The organism is Pseudomonas sp. 8_5_2 (assembly GCF_059295255.1).
Genome location: NZ_CM181238.1, coordinates 946,355 through 963,728, shown reverse-complemented (window position 1 = coordinate 963,728; position 17,374 = coordinate 946,355). Strand labels below are relative to the sequence as shown.

Sequence of the window (17,374 nt, the reverse complement as noted above, 5' to 3'; positions counted from 1 at the left end):
GATTGTAAATTCTTCACGAATGGTAACGAATCTCAATTGTTAGTCACAATTGCTTACATTAGTATCCGCCGCCACAACACCTTGGGGAAGGTCCTTAGCAATGCGCCAGTACGTACCATCTGCAGTGAGTTCGCCACGCCTGATCGTCACCGCTATCGGTGTAGCCCTTAGCGCTTCGTCGGTGTACGCCGCCGACCCGGCTGCCAGCAGCGCTGTCACCCTGGACGCGACCAGCGTCAACGGCAAGGCTGAACAGGCCAGCACCGACTACAAGGTGGAGAAGGCCGCCTCGCAGAAGTACACCGCGCCGCTGGTAGACACCCCGCGCTCGGTCACCGTCATCCCGCAGCAAGTGATCAAGGACACCAATGCCCTGACCCTGCAGGATGCCCTGCGCACGGTACCGGGCATTACTTTCGGTGCTGGCGAAGGTGGCAACCCGCAAGGCGACCGCCCGTTCATCCGCGGGTTCGACGCCCAAGGCGATACCTACCTCGACGGTGTGCGTGACACTGGCGCGCAAACCCGCGAAATTTTCGCCATCGAGTCGGTGGAAGTGGCCAAGGGCCCGAACTCGGCCATCGGTGGCCGTGGCGCTGCAGGCGGCACCATCAACCTGGTGAGCAAGCGCGCGCACCTGGGCAACTCGCTGGACGGCGCCTGGACCTGGGGCAGCGACCAGACCCAGCGCTATACCTTCGATGGCAACTACCAGTTCAGCGACACCGTTGCCGGCCGCCTGAACCTGATGACCCACGAAAGCAACGTAGCCGGCCGCGACAAGGTCAACTATGACCGTTGGGGCATTGCCCCGTCGCTGGCCTTTGGCCTGGGCACGCCGACCCGCGTCAACCTCGATTACTATCACCTGGAAAGCGACGACCTCCCGGATTCGGGGATTCCATACACCATCCCCACGGGTGGCAGCGCCGCACGTACATCGGCGCACCCAAGCAAGCCCTACGATGGCGGCGACAGCGACAACTTCTATGGCCTGACCGGGCGCGACTTCCGCAAGACCCGTGTGGACATCGCCACCTTTGCGATCGAACACGACCTGACCGACTCGCTGACCATCAAGAACACACTGCGTCACGGCAACAGCATGCAGGACTACATCCTGACCCAGCCTGACGACAGCAAGGGCAACGTCAACAACGGCAGCGTCTGGCGCCGCGCCAACACCCGCGTCGGCAACACCGCTACCACCACCAACCAGACCGACCTGTTTGGCGAGTTCTACGTGGGCGGCATGAAGAACAGCTTCTCGACCGGTATCGAGCTGAGCCGTGAAGAAAGCGACCGTTCGAGCTACACCGTCGACACCAATACCGGTGGTTCGACTGCCACAACTTGCAACCCGAGTCTGATCGGCGCGAACAGCGGCTACAACTGCACCTCGCTGAGCAACCCGAACCCGGATGACCCGTGGAACGGCAACATTGCGCGGAACTATGCCGGCACTGACACCAGCAGCAAGACACGCGCGATCTACGTGTTCGACACCCTCGAGCTGACGCCTGAGTGGCTGGTGAACATGGGCTTGCGCTATGACCACTTCGACACCGACTACAAGACCCACAACGCTGCCGGCACTACCACTGCCAAGGGCAAGGACGTCAGCGAGTTTGTGACCGGCCAGCTGGGCCTGGTATGGAAACCTGCTGAAAACGGCAGTATCTACGTGTCCTACGCTACTTCCGCGACCCCGCCAGGTGCCATGCTCGGCGAAGGCACGGAAGGAAACCCTCTGGGTGGTACGACAGACCGCAACGGCAATCTGCTGGCCAGCGACATGGAGCCGGAAGAAACCACCAACTACGAAATCGGTACCAAGTGGGACCTGCTGGACCAGCGCCTGTCGCTGACCGCCGCGCTGTTCCGCACCGAGAAGGAAAACGCCCGCGTCCAGGTGGACACCACCACCTACGAAAACGTCGGCGAAACCCGCGTGCAAGGTATCGAACTGTCGGCTAGCGGCAAGATCACCGACAAGTGGCAGGTGTTCGCCGGCTACACCTACATGCAGGCCCGCCAGATCGACGGTGGCCCATTGAACAAGGCCAATGACGGCAACCAGCTACCGAACACCCCGAACAACAGCGCCAGCCTGTGGACCACCTATTCCATCACGCCGAAGCTGACCATCGGTGGCGGTGCGTTCTACGTGGATGACGTGTACGGCAGCGTGGCCAACACCACCATGGTCGACAGCTACGTGCGTTACGACGCCATGGCTGCCTACAAGCTGACCAAGAACGTCGACCTGCAGTTGAACGTGCAGAACCTGACCAACGAGGTGTACTACGACAAGGCCTTCTCCACCCACTTCGCCAACCAGGCGGCCGGGCGGACTGCACTGTTGACCACCAGCGTGCACTTCTGATGTTGGCATGGGGTTGATCTGTTGACTGGGCTGCGCCTGTGCCGGCCCTTTCGCGGCTAAAGCCGCTCCCACGGGTACTGCACTGCTCTCGAACCCTGTGCAGTACCTGTGGGAGCGGCTTCAGCCGCGAAGAGGCCGGTACAGGCCAACCCGGTAAACAGCACCCGCGCTGCCCCGTTCATTCCAGTGAGCGGGGCTTTTGCGTATCAAGGCATAATGCACGCCGCGCAGGCAGCGGCAGAAACACAAGGTGATCATGTGGTGAAGAAGACGCTGTTCCAATTGCACTGGTTCTTTGGCATCACCGCTGGCCTGGTGCTGGCCGTGATGGGCATCACCGGCGCCCTGTACTCGTTTCAGGAAGAACTGCTGCGCGCATTCAATGCCGACGTACTCAAGGTAGAAGTCCGCGCCGAAGGCGTACTGCCACCGGCCGAACTGGTGCAGCGCGTCGAAGCCCAGCAACACGACAAGGTGTCGATGCTGTGGGTGGACGTACGCGAAGGCAACGCCGCACGAATCTTCTTCATGCCGGCACCGGGCGAACGTCGCGGCGAGCTGCGCTACGCCGACCCCTACACCGGCGAACTCAAGGGTGAAGTGGCCGGGCAAGGCTTCTTCAACCTCATGCTCAAGCTGCACCGTTTCCTGGCCATCGGCGACACAGGCCGGCAGATCACCGGCGCCTGTACCCTGATGCTGGTGTTCTTCTGCCTGTCCGGCTTGTACCTGCGCTGGCCGCGCAAGGCGCTGGACTGGCGCACTTGGCTGACCTTCGACTGGGCGAAGAAAGGCCGCGCCTTCAACTGGGACCTGCACGCCGTGGCCGGTACCTGGTGCCTGCTGTTCTACCTGTTGTTCGCCCTGACCGGCCTGTTCTGGTCCTACGAGTGGTACCGCGAAGGCCTGAACAAGCTGCTGGCCGACGCGCCGGCCGCCGGCCAGCAGCAAAAGCGCGGCGAAGGCCGTGGCCGCCACGGGCCGCAAAAGGTCGACAAGAACGCGCCGCCGCTGGTCGTCGACTACGACGCCATCTGGGCCAACCTCAAGGACGCCGCCGGCCCAGGCCTGGCCGCCTACAACCTGCGCCTGCCTCCGGTTGGCGGCCAGCCGGCCAACCTGTTCTACCTGCTGGACAGTTCCGATCACCCACGCGCCTTCAACACCCTGGTACTGGACCCGGCCACCGGCCAGGTGAAAAAACACGACCGCTACACCGACAAGTCCTTCAAGGCCCAGCTGCTGCAAAGCGTCTACGCCCTGCACGTCGGTGAATACTTCGGCCTGCCGGGACGCATTATCGTCACCATCGCCAGCCTGACCATGCCGCTGTTCTTCGTCACCGGTTGGCTGCTGTACCTCGACCGCCGCCGCAAGAAGCGCCAGGTCCGCGCAGCCCGCGGCAATGTCACAAGCAACACTGGCAGCAGCGACAGCTGGCTGATCGGTTTTGCCAGCCAGAGCGGCTTTGCCGAGCAGCTCGCCTGGCAGAGCGCCGGGCAGTTGCAGGCGGCCGGCCTGCCGGTGCAGGTACGCGCCTTGGCCGATCTGGCGGAAAGCGACTTGCGCCAGGCGCGCCGCGCGCTGTTCGTGGTCAGTACCTTCGGCGACGGCGAAGCGCCCGACAGCGCCCGCGCCTTCGAACGCAAGGTGCTGGGCCAGCCGTGGGCGCTGAACAACCTCAACTACGCCCTGCTCGCCCTGGGTGACCGCCAGTACCCGCACTTCTGCGGTTTTGCCCGCCGTCTGCAAGCGTGGCTGGGTGAGCGCGGTGCCAGCAGCGCGTTCAGCCCGGTGGAAGTGGACAATGCCGACCAGGCAGCCCTGCAGCAATGGCAGCAGGAGCTGGCGCAATTGACCGGCGCCCAGCCGGTGGCCGCCTGGCAGCCGCCAAGCTTTGGCAACTGGTCGCTGGTGCGCCGCGAACTGCTCAACCCGGGTAGCCAAGGCCAGCCGGTGTACCTGCTGGGCCTGCAACCGGAGCAACCCGCCAGCTGGGAAGCCGGAGACCTGGTGGAGATCCTGCCGCTCAATGGGCAGCCACGGATCGACGCTTTCCTCAACGGCATGGCGCTGGACGCCACTGCCCGGGTGCAGGTGAATGGCCTGGGCGAAACGCTGGCCCAGGCCTTGGTCGGGCGACAGTTGCCGACGCGACGTGATCACCTGATCGGCTTGCAGCCGCAAGCGCTGGTGGACGCACTGGTACCGATCGGCAGCCGCGAATATTCGATCGCCTCGATTGCCAGCGATGGTGTGCTGGAACTGATCGTGCGCCAGGAGCGCCACGCCGATGGCAACCTGGGCCTGGGTTCCGGCTGGCTGACCGAGTACCTGCCGCTGAACGGCACGCTAAGCCTGCGCCTGCGGCGCAACAGCGGCTTCCACCTGCCGGAAAGTGCCGCACCGATGATATTGATCGGCAATGGCACTGGCCTGGCCGGCCTGCGCAGCCTGATGCGGGCGCGGGTGAATGCGGGCGAGCAGCGCAACTGGCTGCTGTTCGGCGAGCGCAATCGCGCCCATGACCTGCTGTGCGCTGATGAGCTGCAAGGCTGGTTGGCCAGCGGCGACCTGGCACGCCTGGACTTGGCGTTTTCGCGGGATCAGGCCGAGAAAGTGTATGCGCAGGATGTGCTGCTGCAGCAGGCCGAGGAATTCAAACGCTGGGTGGCAGATGGCGCCTGTGTGTATGTCTGCGGCAGCCTGCAGGGGATGGCTGCGGGAGTGGATGCGGCGCTCAACGGTTTGCTTGGCGAGGCGGTTGTGCAGCAGCTGGTCGAGGATGGGCGATATCGGCGGGATGTGTACTGATCTGTAATAGATGTAGTTGGCCCTTTCGCAGCACAAGGCTGCTCCTACAGATGCAGCGCTTAACCTGTAGGAGCAGCCTTGTGCTGCGAAAGGACCGGCCCTGCTTTAGTGCAGCTCGAAGGTATCGGCATCCAGGTTGGCCGGGAACTTGGCCCGGTACGCCGCCAGCTCCGCCGCCCTCAACACGACGGTGAACACCCCGTCGGCCTCCCCCGCGCTGAGCAGGCTTTCACCCTGGAAGTCCAGCACCTGGCTATCGCCGGAATACGCAAAGCCCTTGCCATCGGTGCCCACCCGGTTCACCGCAGCCACAAAGCACAGGTTTTCGATGCCCCGCGCCGGCAGCAGCCTGTTCCAGTGCTGCCGGCGCGCCGCTGGCCAGTTGGCGGTGTACAGCAGCAGGTCGGTGTCCTGGGCGTCGCGGCTCCACACCGGGAAGCGCAGGTCGTAGCAGATCAGCGGGCGAATCCGCCAGCCCTTGAGCTCGAACTGCACCTGGCGCTCACCCGGTGTGTAGTGTTTGTGCTCGCCGGCCATGCGGAACAGGTGGCGCTTGTCGTAGTGCAGGATCTCACCGTCCGGGCGCGCCCACAGCAGGCGGTTGCGGTGGCTGCCGTCGGCGGCCTGGATGATCACGCTGCCCGTGATCACCGCGTTACGCTTCTTCGCCTGCGCCTTCAGCCATTTGTACGTCGGGCCGTTCTCCGGCTCGCACAGGCTTTCAGACTGCATTGAGAACCCGGTGGTGAACATTTCCGGCAGAACCACCAGGTCCACCTCGCCCACTTGCTCCAGCAGCACCTCGAAGTGTGCATAGTTGGCTTCGCGGTCGTGCCAGGCCAGGGTGGTTTGCACCAAAGCGACTCTCAGGTTAGGCAAGGTACTTAGATCGCGCATAATTTTTCCGCTGCCTGGCGCAGCGTCTCCTCTCGTTTGGCAAAGCACAGGCGTACCAGGCGTTGCTCGGGGATGGGTTGCTGGTAGAACACCGATACCGGGATGGTCGCCACGCCGTGCTCGCGGGTCAGCCACAGCGACATGTCGACATCATTCAGGTCCGGACGGATCTGCGAATAGTCCACCAACTGGAAATACGTACCCGTCGTGCGGGTGAAGCTGAAGCGCGAGCCTTCCAGCAAGCCGCAGAACAGGTCGCGCTTGGCCTGGTAGAAGGCTGGCAGTTCATCGATATGCTCGGGGTGCTCAGCCATGAAATCGGCCAGGGCGCACTGCAATGGCGTCACGCCGCAGAAGTTGACGTACTGGTGCACCTTGCGCAACTCGGCGGTCAACGCCGGCGGGGCGATCACGTAGCCGGTCTTCCAGCCGGTAACGTGGTAGGTCTTGCCGAACGAACTGACCACGAAGGCCTTCTGGTACAGCTCATCATGGGCCAGCACGCTGGCGTGGCGCACGCCGTCATAAACCAGGTGCTCATACACTTCATCGCTGACCAGGTAGATATCGCGTTCGGCAATCAACCGGGCCAGCTGGTCGAGGTCTTCACGGGTGATCAACGCACCGCTGGGGTTGTGCGGCGAGTTGAGGATGACCATGCGTGTGCGCGGGCTCAGGGCGTCACTGAACTTCTGCCAGTCGATACGGAAGCTGCCGTCGCTCAGTTGCACATGCACGCAACGGCCACCGGCCAGCTCCACAGATGGCTCGTAGCTGTCGTAGCAAGGGTCGAAGACGATCACCTCGTCACCGGCATGGATCAGCGCCTGGATCGCGCAGAAGATCGCCTCGGTGGCGCCGGGGGTGATGGTCACTTCCTGGTCGGCATCCACCCTAGCCCCGTACAAGCGCTCGACCTTGGCCGCCACTTGCTGGCGCAGGGCTGGCAGGCCGGTCATCGGCGAGTACTGGTTATGCCCGGCGGCCACATGTCGGCCTACGGCATCGAGCAGTGCCTGCGGGCCGTTGAAGTCGGGGAAACCTTGCGAAAGGTTCAACGCGCCGGTTTGCACGGCGAGCTGGGACATGGTGGTGAAGATGGTCGTGCCGACATTCGGCAGTTTGCTGCGGATCATGGAGCCCTCTTTCCTGGGGTGTATCCGGCACGGGGTGGAGTCCGAGCATAGCGGATCGAGCAGTCAGGAAAAAGGTTGAAACAATGGGGGTATTGCGCTGGATCAAAGGGCCGTCTGTACAGAGCAGGCCCTTTCGCCAAGTTCATCATGGGCAACGGTAAACAACCGATCAGCGCCGCCATCAGCTCGTCCTCACACGACTCATCTCACCCTGAGGAGGCTGATCAACACGAACATTCGAATTAGCCTGTTGAGCTTTGGCACTAACTACCAACATAGCTTGTTCGGCCTTAACATTGAGTTTTGCTTCATTTACTGCCCATTGATAAGCCGAAGAGTCTAACTTTGCATCAATACCATCTTGAAATTCGGCATAACCCGAGAGGTAGAGTTTCACAAAGTGTTTAATAACTTCCTCGTGACCAATGTACTTATCTTTACCTATCTTTTTCCCCAGCCATGCAAAAGCAGGCCCTCCCTCCACATAGGCTTCTTGAATCCCTAGCTTGGCCGCGGAAGCGATAGCCTGCCCATCCTTCAGTTTCGTCCTTTCGCCAAGGTCGATCACGCTTCTATAATACGCCGCCATTTTTTCGTTAGAATTTTTGACGACCTTAAGATTCGCTCTCAACTTATTTAGATGACGCGTTTCAATATGACCACTAGGATCTGTCTTGTTGATCGGATCATTCCTGCAGTAGCCATAAGCATTGAGAACATGAAAGGGTGAAATACTATCAGGCGAGATGAACCGCATCGTGCCAGGATTGTAGGCACGATAACCATTACCTAACAAATATAGCGCCATCCCCGAAAGCAAGTACTCTCCATTGAAACCTAGCTGAGTCGCCTCAGACAAGGTTCCAAACCTCCGACCGTAAGGTGTATACCGGAACCCCAACAACTTATTTTCGCTCGCAGCCACGCTCACGGTCCCGCTGAGTTCGCAAGCGAGCAATGATGCTGGAGAACCGTCACCAGAACGATCACACAAAATCACTTCTTTCGTACGCACATAGCGCGATGCACGCTCACTCGCTACAACACTGACCAAGGTATTTTCTTGATAGAAGAAACTCGCTGCCATGTTGATTATCTCCAACATCAATGGAATGGTTTGCGAGGTAATTTCCCACGTTCATCCGAGAAGGGAAACTGGTAGAAATGACATACGGCACAGGGCACCTTTGTGCATAGCCGATTTTTTTGGGGGGGAAGTTCGAAACCATGAGGGTATTGCGCTGGATCAAAGGGCCTCTTCGCGGGTGAACCCGCTCCTACACAGATCGCACAGTCTTAGAGGACAGCGGAGTACCTGTGGGAGCGGGCTCATCGAGGCGTCGAACCGCCGCGAAGAAGCCGACGCACAATCAGCGCTTGTCGCGGCGCTTCTTCTCGGCCTTCTTGTGGTGCGACATCAGGCGGCGCTTCTTGTTGACCTGGCGATCGGTGAGGGTGTTCTTCTTGCCCTCGTACGGGTTCTCACCGCCCTTGTACTCAATGCGGATCGGCGTACCGACCAGCTTCAGCACCCGGCGATAGGTGTTTTCCAGGTAACGCGAGTACGACTTGGGAATCTTGTCGGTCTGGTTACCGTGGATCACGATCAGCGGCGGGTTGGCACCCCCCAGGTGGGCATAGCGCAGCTTGATGCGGCGACCGTTCATCAGCGGTGGCTGGTGCTCGCTCACGGCGTCTTCGAGGATCTGCGTCAGGCGGCTGGTCGGCCAGCGGGTGACCGCCGACTTGAACGCGGCCTGTACCGACTTGTACAGGTTGCCCACGCCGGTGCCGTGCAGGGCGGAAATGAAGTGGATGTCGGCGAAGTCGACGAAGAACAGCCGGCGCTCCAGCTCGGTCTTCACGTAGTCGCGCTCACCCGGCTCCATGCCATCCCACTTGTTCAGGGCGATGACGATGGCACGGCCGGCTTCCAGGGCGAAGCCCAGCAGGTTCAGGTCATGGTCCACCACACCTTCGCGGGCGTCCATGACGAAGATCACCACGTTGGCGTCCTTGATCGCCTGCAGGGTCTTCACCACCGAAAACTTCTCGACTTCCTCGTGGATCTTGCCGCGCTTGCGCACGCCCGCGGTGTCGATGAAGGTGTACTTGTCGCCATCGCGCTCGAACGGGATGTAGATACTGTCGCGGGTGGTGCCTGGCTCGTCGTAGACCACCACACGCTCTTCACCGAGCATGCGGTTGACCAGGGTCGACTTGCCGACGTTCGGCCGGCCGATGATGGCGATCTTGATGCCATCTTTCTCGCTCGGGCCGGGGATGCGTACCGCTTCCTCGCCTTCGGCGACTTCCTGATCGAGCGATTCCTCTTCGGCATCACGCGGCAGGTGACCGAGCACGGCTTCCATCAGGGCGTTGATACCACGGCCCTGGGAGCCCGCCACCGGAATGGCGTTGCCCATGCCCATCGGCGAGAACTCGGCGCGGGCAACGTCCGGGTCGATGTTGTCGATCTTGTTGGCCACCAGAATAGCCGACTTGTTCCGCTTGCGCAGGTGTTCGGCGATCATCTGGTCTGCCGCCGTCATGCCCGCGCGGGCATCGACCAGAAACAGCACATGATCAGCTTCTTCGATGGCCATCAGCGACTGCTCGGCCATCTTCTCGTCCATGCCCACTTCGTCACCGGTGATACCGCCAGTGTCGATCAGGATGAAGGAACGACCCTGCCAGCTGGCATCACCATACTGGCGGTCACGGGTCAGGCCAGACAGGTCACCGACGATGGCATCGCGGGTCTTGGTCAGGCGGTTGAACATGGTGGATTTGCCGACGTTCGGGCGGCCCACCAGGGCAATTACGGGAACCATCGGCTCTCCACTCTCGAATTCTTGAAAATACAAAGGCCGCTGCAAGGCAGCGGCCGGAGGTCTGGCGGCGTGTCCTACGCCGCGGCTTGAAGCCCGCCAAGGCTTCAAGCATAGCTTCAGCGGATGGTCAGTGCCTCGAGCTTGCCGCTGTTGCCGAATACATAGATGGTGTCGCCGACCACAAGTGGGCGGGCGCGCAGGCCATCGCTGTCGATACGCTCACGGCCGACAAAGCGGCCATCGACCTGGCTCAGCAGGTGCAGGTAGCCCTCGAAGTCACCCACGGCCACGTAGCTGGAAAACACTTCCGGTGCCGACAGCTGACGGCGGGCCATGGTGTCGTTGGTCCACAGGGCGCTGGAAGAACGCTCATCGACGCTCTCGACGTTACCCGAGGCTTCGCTGACGTAGACGTTACCGTAGCCCTGGGCGACACCCACGTAGCTGGAAGCATCACGCTGCCAGAGCACACGGCCGCTTTCCAGGTCCAGGCCCGCTACGCGGCCCTGGTAGGTGCTGACGTACAGGGTACCACCAGAAAGCAGCAGACCACCGTCGATATCGACCACACGGTCCAGCTCGGAACGGCCCTGCGGGATGGCCACGCGGCTTTCCCACACAGGTACGCCGTTGTTGATATCCACCGCCACCACCTTGCCGGTGGACAGGCCGGCAACCGCCAGACGATTGGTGGCAATCGGAGCACCGGTGCCACGCAGGGTCAGCACGGCCGGAGTGCTTTCGTAGATCCAGCGGCGATCGCCAGTGGCGGCATCCAGGCCGATCAGGCGATCGTCCTGGGTCTGCACCACCACCACATCACCGTTGTTGGCCGGCGGGGCCAGCACTTCGCTGGTCACGCGCGAACGCCAGCGTTCTTCACCGGTGGTCGAGTCCAGGGCGATGACTTCCCCCTTGAGGGTACCGAGCATGACCAGGCCGTAGCCCACGCCGACAGCGCCGGAAACCTGCAGCTCCAGGTCCTTTTTCCACACAACGTCACCGGTGATGCGGTCCAGGGCGAAGACTTCGCCGTTGACGTCGGAAGCGTAGATGCGGTCGTTTTCGATGGCCGGTACCAGGGTGTTGTAGGTTTCACCCTGGCCGTCGCCGATCGAACGGCTCCACTGCTTCTTCAGCACCACTTCCTCGGTGAACTTGGTCAGCTCGGCCGGTGGCAGTTCCTTCTTGCTGTTGCTGCTGCAACCCGCGGCCAGTACGGCCAGGGTCAGCACTGCTGCTTGTTTCCAACCGATCACTTACGCGTCCCCTTTGGCCAGGTCATCCAGCTTCAATTGCAGGCCACCGACCGCCGCCTCATCGGACAGCGCAGCCTTGGCTTTTTCGTAAGCGCTGTGCGCATCGTCGGCGCGACCCAGCTGTACCAGCAGGTCACCCTTCAATTCTTCGCGGCTGGCCAGGAAGGCCTTGTCGGCGTCGCCATCAAGCAGCTTGAGGGCGTCCTCGGCCTTGTTCTGGGCAGCCAGCACACGCGCCAGGCGCTGGCGCGAAATCTCGCCCAGGGTCACATCGGCCGGCTTGTCCAGCACGCTTTTCAGCTCGGCAGCGGCGTCGTCGAGCTTGCCGCTCTCGACCGCGACCTTGGCCACGAACAGGCTGCCGTACTGGGCGTAGGCGGTACCACCGAAATCGCTCTTGAGCTTGCCGGCCAGTTCCGCCACCTTGGTGGTATCTGGCTGGCCAGTCGGCGTCAGGCTGGTCTCAAGCAAGGCCTGATACAGCTGCGAGGCACCTTGGGACTGGTTGTTCTGGTACTTGTGCCAGGTGTTCCAGCCCAGCACCACCACGCCAGCCAGCAATGCGCCTGTCAGCAGCGGCTTGCCGTTGCGGTTCCACCAGTCCTTGACCCCTGCCAGGTCATCATCATCGGTACTCGACACCCCAATACTCCTTTTCGCCTATTCGTTGTTGAACCGCGTTACGCCTGAGCGATCGCGGTTTCCAGGTGCTCTGCAAGAGCATCCCAGGCAATGTTCTGTTGTTCGCCCTGGCCACGCAGGGGCTTCAAGCCGATTTCCTGCTTTGCCAGCTCGTCATCGCCGAGGATCAAGGCGAACAGTGCGCCGCTCTTGTCGGCTTTCTTGAACTGGCTCTTGAAGCTGCCACCGCCGGCATTGACCGCCAGGCGCAGGCCCGGCAAACGGTCGCGCAGGCTTTCGGACAAGCGCAGGCCGGCCAGCTCCGCCTGCTCGCCAAAGGCGCACAGGTAGACGTCGATCTGACGGCTGATGGACGCAGGTACCTTGCCCAGGGTTTCCAGCAGCAGGATCAGACGCTCGATACCCATGGCGAAACCGACGCCCGTGGTCGGCTTGCCACCCATCTGCTCGACCAGGCCGTCGTAGCGGCCGCCGGCGCACACCGTGCCCTGGGCGCCGAGCTTGTCGGTGACCCACTCGAACACGGTCTTGCTGTAGTAGTCCAGGCCACGCACCAGCTTGGTGTTGATCACGAACGGAATGCCGGCGGCGTCCAGGCGAGCCTTGAGGCCCTCGAAGTGCACGCGCGATTCTTCGTCCAGGTAGTCTTCCAGCTTCGGCGCGCCGACCAGCACGGCCTGGGTGTTCTGGTCCTTGCTGTCGAGGATGCGCAACGGGTTGCTCTTCAGGCGGCGCTGGCTGTCTTCGTCCAGCTGCTCCAGGCGCGCCGAGAGGAACTCGACCAGCGCATCACGGTAGCGCGCACGGGCTTCGCTGGTACCCAGGCTGTTGAGCTCGAGCTTGACCGCGTCCTGGATGCCAAGCAGGCCCCACAGGCGCCAGGTCAGCATGATCAGCTCGGCATCGATGTCCGGGCCATCGAGGTTGAACACTTCCACGCCAATCTGGTGGAACTGGCGATAGCGGCCCTTCTGCGGGCGCTCGTGGCGGAACATCTGGCCGATGTACCACAGCTTCTGCACCTGGCCGTTGCCGGTGATGCCATGTTCGAGCACGGCACGCACACAAGCGGCGGTACCTTCAGGGCGCAGGGTGAGCGAATCGCCGTTGCGGTCCTCGAAGGTGTACATCTCTTTTTCGACGATGTCGGTAACTTCACCGATAGAGCGCTTGAACAGCTCGGTGAACTCGACGATCGGCGTGCGGATCTGGCTGTACCCGTAGGTGTCCAGCAGCCCGGCCACGGTGCCTTCGAAGTAGCGCCACAGCGGCGACTGTTCTGGCAGGATGTCGTTCATGCCACGGATGGCTTGCAGCGATTTGCTCACGAATAGTCCTTACGAATTCTGTGTGTCAGCCACGGGCGATCAGCGCCGCGTCGGCTTCGACCTTTTCGGCGGCCTTCTGACGGATGAGTTTTTCCAGCTCATCCACCAGGTTGTCATTGGTCAGCTTCTGCGCCGGCTTGCCATCGATGTAGATCAGGTTCGGCGTACCGCCGGTCAGGCCGACATGGGCTTCCTTGGCTTCGCCGGGGCCGTTTACGACACAACCGATCACCGCTACGTCCAGCGGCACCAGCAGGTCTTCCAGGCGCCCTTCCAGCTCGTTCATGGTCTTGACCACATCGAAGTTCTGCCGCGAACAGCTCGGGCAGGCGATGAAGTTGATGCCACGCGAACGCAGGTGCAGCGACTTGAGGATGTCGTAGCCGACTTTCACTTCTTCGACCGGGTCGGCCGCCAGCGAAATGCGGATGGTATCGCCGATGCCCTCGGCCAGCAGCATACCGAGGCCGACGGCGGATTTCACCGTCCCCGACCGCAGGCCACCGGCTTCGGTGATGCCCAGGTGCAGCGGTTGCACAATCTGTTTGGCCAACAAGCGGTAGGCCTCGACGGCCATGAACACGTCGGAGGCCTTGACGCTGACCTTGAAGTCCTGGAAGTCCAGGCGGTCGAGGTGCTCGACGTGCCGCAAGGCCGACTCGACCAGCGCGGCTGGGGTCGGTTCGCCGTACTTCTTCTGCAGGTCTTTTTCCAGGGAACCGGCGTTGACGCCGATACGGATCGGAATGCCACGGTCACGCGCGGCATCGACCACCGCCCGCACACGGTCTTCACGGCCGATGTTGCCCGGGTTGATACGCAGGCAATCGACGCCAAGCTCGGCCACACGCAGGGCGATCTTGTAGTCGAAGTGAATGTCGGCGACCAGCGGCACACTGACCAGCTGCTTGATCTTGCCGAACGCTTCGGCGGCGTCCATGTCAGGTACCGAGACCCGCACGATGTCCACGCCGGCATCGACCAGGCGCTGGATTTGCCCGACGGTGGCGGCCACATCGTTGGTGTCGGTATTGGTCATGCTCTGCACCGCGATGGGCGCATCACCACCCACCGGCACATTGCCGACCCATATTTTGCGGGATTCGCGACGTTTGATCGGAGATTCACCGTGCATGACTTACTGTCCCAACTTCAGGCGAGCGGTCTCGCCACTGGTGAACGGGGCAACATCGACGGGCTGGCCGTTGTAGCTGACCTGGGCGCCACGGGCAAAGCCCAGGCGTACCGCGAACGGCGGCTTGCCGGTCAGCTCGAGGTTGTCCCCCTTGCGCTTGATGGCGCTGAACAGCACCTTGCCGTTGCCGTCGCTGACCTGGGTCCAGCAATCGGCGACGAACTGGATCGCGACCTTGGCGCTGCCTGCCGGCACTGCGGCAGGCTCGGCGGCGGCCACGGCTGGCGCCGGCGCGACGGCAGCGGGCGCAACAGGGGCAGGCGCCGGGGTAGCAGGTGCCGGGGTCGCAGCAGGTGCTGCTTGCTCCGGGGCCTGTTGAGCAGGCGCTGCGGCAACGCTTGGCGCAGGGCTGGCAGGTGCCTGCTCGGCGGCAGCGGCAGGCTGGCCGTCGGCGCCCTGTTCCAGCGACAGCGGCGCGCTTTCGGGCTGCTGGCCAACCGAGACGGCCTGGTCTTCAGGCTCATCGAGCGGGTGAATCTGGGTGGTGCCGTCGGCACTTTCGACTTCGACGTGCTCCAGGGCGATCTTGGCCAGGTCCTTGCCACGCAGGCTGCCCTGGTCCTGCCACCAGAAGAACCCGCCACCGACCACGACCACCAGCAGCAGCAGGCTGACGCCGCGCAGGATGTTGTGCGACAGGCGTACCGGCTCTTCGATACGGCCCAGCGAATGCACGTCACTGCCTTTGGCGTGGGTACCGGTGTAGCGGTCGAAGGCGTCGACCAGGGCGGCCTGGTCCATGTCCATCAGCTTGGCATAGGCGCGAATGTAGCCACGGGCGAAAGTATGCCCGGGCAGCTTGTCGAAGGCGCCGGTTTCCACGTGGTTCAACGAACTGACAGTGAGGTTGAGCTTGCGGGCCACCTCGGCTTGAGACCAGTCCCGTTTCTCACGGGCCAGGCGCAAAAGCTCACCGGGGTTCTGGCCAGGCGCTACTGCTACTTCGGGATGCGCGGCGTTCATCGTTGCTCCGACAGGTATTGCTGATATTCCGGCGTACCGGGATAAAGTCGTTGTAATTGCTGGCCAAGCTCGGCCAATGTGCCCTGCTCGTCGAATACCCTGGCAAGGCGGCTACCCAGCAGCAGGCTACGGGCGTCGTGGTCGCTCAACTGGCTGAAACGATCGTAGTAGTCCCGGGCCGGCACATAATGCCTGTTTTCGTAGGACAACTCAGCCATTTCCAGCAACGCTTTCGGTTGCCGCTGGTTGAGTTGCAAAGCTTTGAGCAGATACGTGTGCGCCTGGTCGCGGCGCTCGAGCCTCAGGGCAGTCAGGCCCAGGTTCTCGTACACGCGTGAACGCTCAGGATACAGGGTATCGGCACTGGCCAGCAGAAACATCTGCTCGGCCTCGGCAAATTGCCCCTGAGCATAAAGGAAACTGCCGTAATTGTTGCGCATTCGCGTGCTGGCGCTGTTTATTTGCAGGGCCTTGCGAAAGTGCGCTTCGGCGAGCGCTGGCTCCCCCTCGGCCTGAAACACCAGCGCCAGGGCGGCGTGGGCGTCGGCATCCCGCTCATTCAGGGCCAGGGCCTTGCCCAACGGCGCCTTGGCCTGCTCGGTCAAACCCTGCTGCAAATAACCCAGGCCTAGCTGCACATACGCCCGCCCTGCCTCTGCCCTGCCCTGGCGGCTGGCCAGGGGGTCGCCCGTGCCACCCGACACGCAGCCGGCCAGCAGCAAAAGCGCAAGGATCGACAGCGCGGCGCGCAGGCTCATGGGCAACGTCCCGGTCAGTGGCTGGCGGCGCTGTCTTGCAGCTCGACGTCTGCGGAAAGCTGACGTACGGCGATGTAGCGCTCACTGCGACGGGTGCGGTCGTTGACCTGGCCAACCAGCTGGCCACAGGCGGCGTCGATGTCCTCGCCACGGGTGGTGCGGGTGGTGACGTTGAAACCAGCGTGGTGCAGCAGGTCCTGGAAGCGACGAATGGCGTTGTTGCTTGGCCGCTCGTAGCCCGAATGCGGGAACGGGTTGAACGGGATCAGGTTGATCTTGCACGGCACGTCGCGCAGCAGCTCGACCATCTGCGCGGCATGCTCGGGCTGGTCGTTGACGTCCTTGAGCAGGGTGTACTCGACAGTGAGGACACGCTTGCCACCCAGGGTGGCCATGTAACCCATGCACGATTCCAGCAGCACTTTCAGCGGGTACTTCTTGTTGATCGGTACCAGCTTGTTGCGCAGCTCGTCGTTCGGTGCATGCAGCGACAGGGCCAGCGACACGTCGATGTGCTTGGCCAGTTCGTCGATCATCGGCACCACACCCGAGGTGGACAGGGTCACGCGACGCTTGGAAATGCCATAGCCCAGGTCATCCATCATGATTTTCATGGCAGCGATGACGTTGTCGAAGTTCAGCAGGGGCTCGCCCATACCCATCATCACCACGTTGGTAATCGCGCGGTCGACTTTGGCAGGAACGGTCCCGAAGGATTTGTTCGCAAGCCACACCTGGCCAATCACTTCGGCGGCGGTGAGGTTGCTGTTGAAGCCTTGCTTGCCGGTGGAGCAGAAACTGCAGTCCAGGGCACAGCCGGCTTGCGACGAAACGCAGAGCGTGCCGCGGTCGTCGGTAGGTATGTAGACGGTTTCGACACAGCTGCCGGAGGCAACGCGGATCACCCACTTGCGGGTGCCGTCGGCGGAAATGTCTTCACTGACCACTTCCGGTGGTCGAATTTCGGCAACGGCCTCGAGCTTTTCGCGCAAGACCTTGCCGACGTTGGTCATGGCCGCAAAATCGGACACGCCAAAATGGTGAATCCATTTCATCACCTGGCCGGCACGGAAGCGTTTTTCCCCGATCGAGTCGAAGAATTGTTCCATTTCCGGCTGGGTCAGACCCAACAGGTTGATTTTGCCAGTAGATGTCGTCATGG

Annotated in this window: 13 protein-coding genes; 2 read left to right on the top strand and 11 right to left on the bottom strand. The window is 62.2% G+C overall.

All coding sequences use genetic code 11. From position 1 onward, the window contains the following. Positions 1 to 100 precede the first annotated feature (100 nt). Together AC5O5R_RS04325 and AC5O5R_RS04320 are read left to right on the top strand one after the other, a co-directional pair. On the top strand, positions 101 to 2,386 hold the full coding sequence (locus tag AC5O5R_RS04325; protein ID WP_494515001.1) for a TonB-dependent receptor: 2,286 nt from the start codon (positions 101 to 103) through the stop codon (positions 2,384 to 2,386). A 258-nt stretch (positions 2,387 to 2,644) separates the two neighbouring features. After that, on the top strand, positions 2,645 to 5,200 hold the full coding sequence (locus AC5O5R_RS04320) for a PepSY domain-containing protein (RefSeq protein WP_494515000.1): 2,556 nt from the start codon (positions 2,645 to 2,647) through the stop codon (positions 5,198 to 5,200). A 105-nt stretch (positions 5,201 to 5,305) separates the two neighbouring features. Here AC5O5R_RS04320 and AC5O5R_RS04315 read toward each other — a convergent pair whose 3' ends face one another. The 11 genes from AC5O5R_RS04315 to rlmN all read right to left on the bottom strand — a co-directional run bounded on the left by AC5O5R_RS04315 (position 5,306) and on the right by rlmN (position 17,372). Further along, positions 5,306 to 6,097 (bottom strand): amidohydrolase, encoded by a 792-nt coding sequence (locus AC5O5R_RS04315; protein WP_172231890.1) that lies wholly within the window; start codon positions 6,095 to 6,097, stop codon positions 5,306 to 5,308. Continuing rightward, positions 6,085 to 7,233 (bottom strand): pyridoxal phosphate-dependent aminotransferase, encoded by a 1,149-nt coding sequence (locus AC5O5R_RS04310; protein WP_494514999.1) that lies wholly within the window; start codon positions 7,231 to 7,233, stop codon positions 6,085 to 6,087. The genes AC5O5R_RS04315 and AC5O5R_RS04310 overlap by 13 nt, the downstream gene beginning before the upstream one ends. Positions 7,234 to 7,414: 181 nt before the next feature. Further along, entirely contained in the window at positions 7,415 to 8,320 is a 906-nt protein-coding gene (locus tag AC5O5R_RS04305) for an RHS repeat-associated core domain-containing protein (RefSeq protein WP_494514998.1), read from the bottom strand. 283 nt (positions 8,321 to 8,603) lie between these two features. Then, positions 8,604 to 10,067, bottom strand: coding sequence for a ribosome biogenesis GTPase Der (gene der, locus AC5O5R_RS04300; RefSeq protein WP_172231896.1), 1,464 nt, complete (start codon positions 10,065 to 10,067; stop codon positions 8,604 to 8,606). A 116-nt stretch (positions 10,068 to 10,183) separates the two neighbouring features. Beyond that, entirely contained in the window at positions 10,184 to 11,326 is a 1,143-nt protein-coding gene (bamB, locus tag AC5O5R_RS04295) for an outer membrane protein assembly factor BamB (RefSeq protein ID WP_172286975.1), read from the bottom strand. Further along, entirely contained in the window at positions 11,327 to 11,968 is a 642-nt protein-coding gene (locus tag AC5O5R_RS04290) for a tetratricopeptide repeat protein (RefSeq protein ID WP_172286976.1), read from the bottom strand. It lies immediately after the preceding gene. A gap of 38 nt (positions 11,969 to 12,006) precedes the next feature. After that, entirely contained in the window at positions 12,007 to 13,296 is a 1,290-nt protein-coding gene (hisS, locus tag AC5O5R_RS04285; protein WP_172224140.1) for a histidine--tRNA ligase, read from the bottom strand. Positions 13,297 to 13,321: 25 nt separating this feature from the next. Then, positions 13,322 to 14,431: a flavodoxin-dependent (E)-4-hydroxy-3-methylbut-2-enyl-diphosphate synthase gene (gene ispG, locus AC5O5R_RS04280; protein WP_346612019.1), complete on the bottom strand. Its 1,110-nt coding sequence runs from the start codon at positions 14,429 to 14,431 to the stop codon at positions 13,322 to 13,324. 3 nt (positions 14,432 to 14,434) lie between these two features. Beyond that, on the bottom strand, positions 14,435 to 15,454 hold the full coding sequence (locus AC5O5R_RS04275; protein ID WP_172286978.1) for a RodZ domain-containing protein: 1,020 nt from the start codon (positions 15,452 to 15,454) through the stop codon (positions 14,435 to 14,437). Next, positions 15,451 to 16,212 carry a type IV pilus biogenesis/stability protein PilW gene (gene pilW, locus AC5O5R_RS04270; protein WP_494514997.1) on the bottom strand — a complete coding sequence of 254 codons (762 nt, stop codon included), beginning with the start codon at positions 16,210 to 16,212 and terminating at the stop codon, positions 15,451 to 15,453. The genes AC5O5R_RS04275 and pilW overlap by 4 nt, the downstream gene beginning before the upstream one ends. 14 nt (positions 16,213 to 16,226) lie before the next feature. Further along, the gene (rlmN, locus tag AC5O5R_RS04265; RefSeq protein WP_172224149.1) at positions 16,227 to 17,372 is read right to left on the bottom strand and encodes a dual-specificity RNA methyltransferase RlmN; all 1,146 of its coding nucleotides are present in this window, start codon (positions 17,370 to 17,372) and stop codon (positions 16,227 to 16,229) included. Between the last annotated feature and the right edge of the window lie 2 nt (positions 17,373 to 17,374).

Bases quoted from the DNA above. Each gene is read 5' to 3' on its own strand.
- AC5O5R_RS04305 (WP_494514998.1), bottom strand. From the start codon at position 8,320: ATGGCAGCGAGTTTCTTCTATCAAGAAAATACCTTGGTCAGTGTTGTA.
- AC5O5R_RS04315 (WP_172231890.1), bottom strand. From the start codon at position 6,097: ATGCGCGATCTAAGTACCTTGCCTAACCTGAGAGTCGCTTTGGTGCAA.
- rlmN (WP_172224149.1), bottom strand. From the start codon at position 17,372: ATGACGACATCTACTGGCAAAATCAACCTGTTGGGTCTGACCCAGCCG.
- AC5O5R_RS04325 (WP_494515001.1), top strand. From the start codon at position 101: ATGCGCCAGTACGTACCATCTGCAGTGAGTTCGCCACGCCTGATCGTC.
- der (WP_172231896.1), bottom strand. From the start codon at position 10,067: ATGGTTCCCGTAATTGCCCTGGTGGGCCGCCCGAACGTCGGCAAATCC.
- AC5O5R_RS04310 (WP_494514999.1), bottom strand. From the start codon at position 7,233: ATGATCCGCAGCAAACTGCCGAATGTCGGCACGACCATCTTCACCACC.
- AC5O5R_RS04275 (WP_172286978.1), bottom strand. From the start codon at position 15,454: ATGAACGCCGCGCATCCCGAAGTAGCAGTAGCGCCTGGCCAGAACCCC.
- ispG (WP_346612019.1), bottom strand. From the start codon at position 14,431: ATGCACGGTGAATCTCCGATCAAACGTCGCGAATCCCGCAAAATATGG.
- pilW (WP_494514997.1), bottom strand. From the start codon at position 16,212: ATGAGCCTGCGCGCCGCGCTGTCGATCCTTGCGCTTTTGCTGCTGGCC.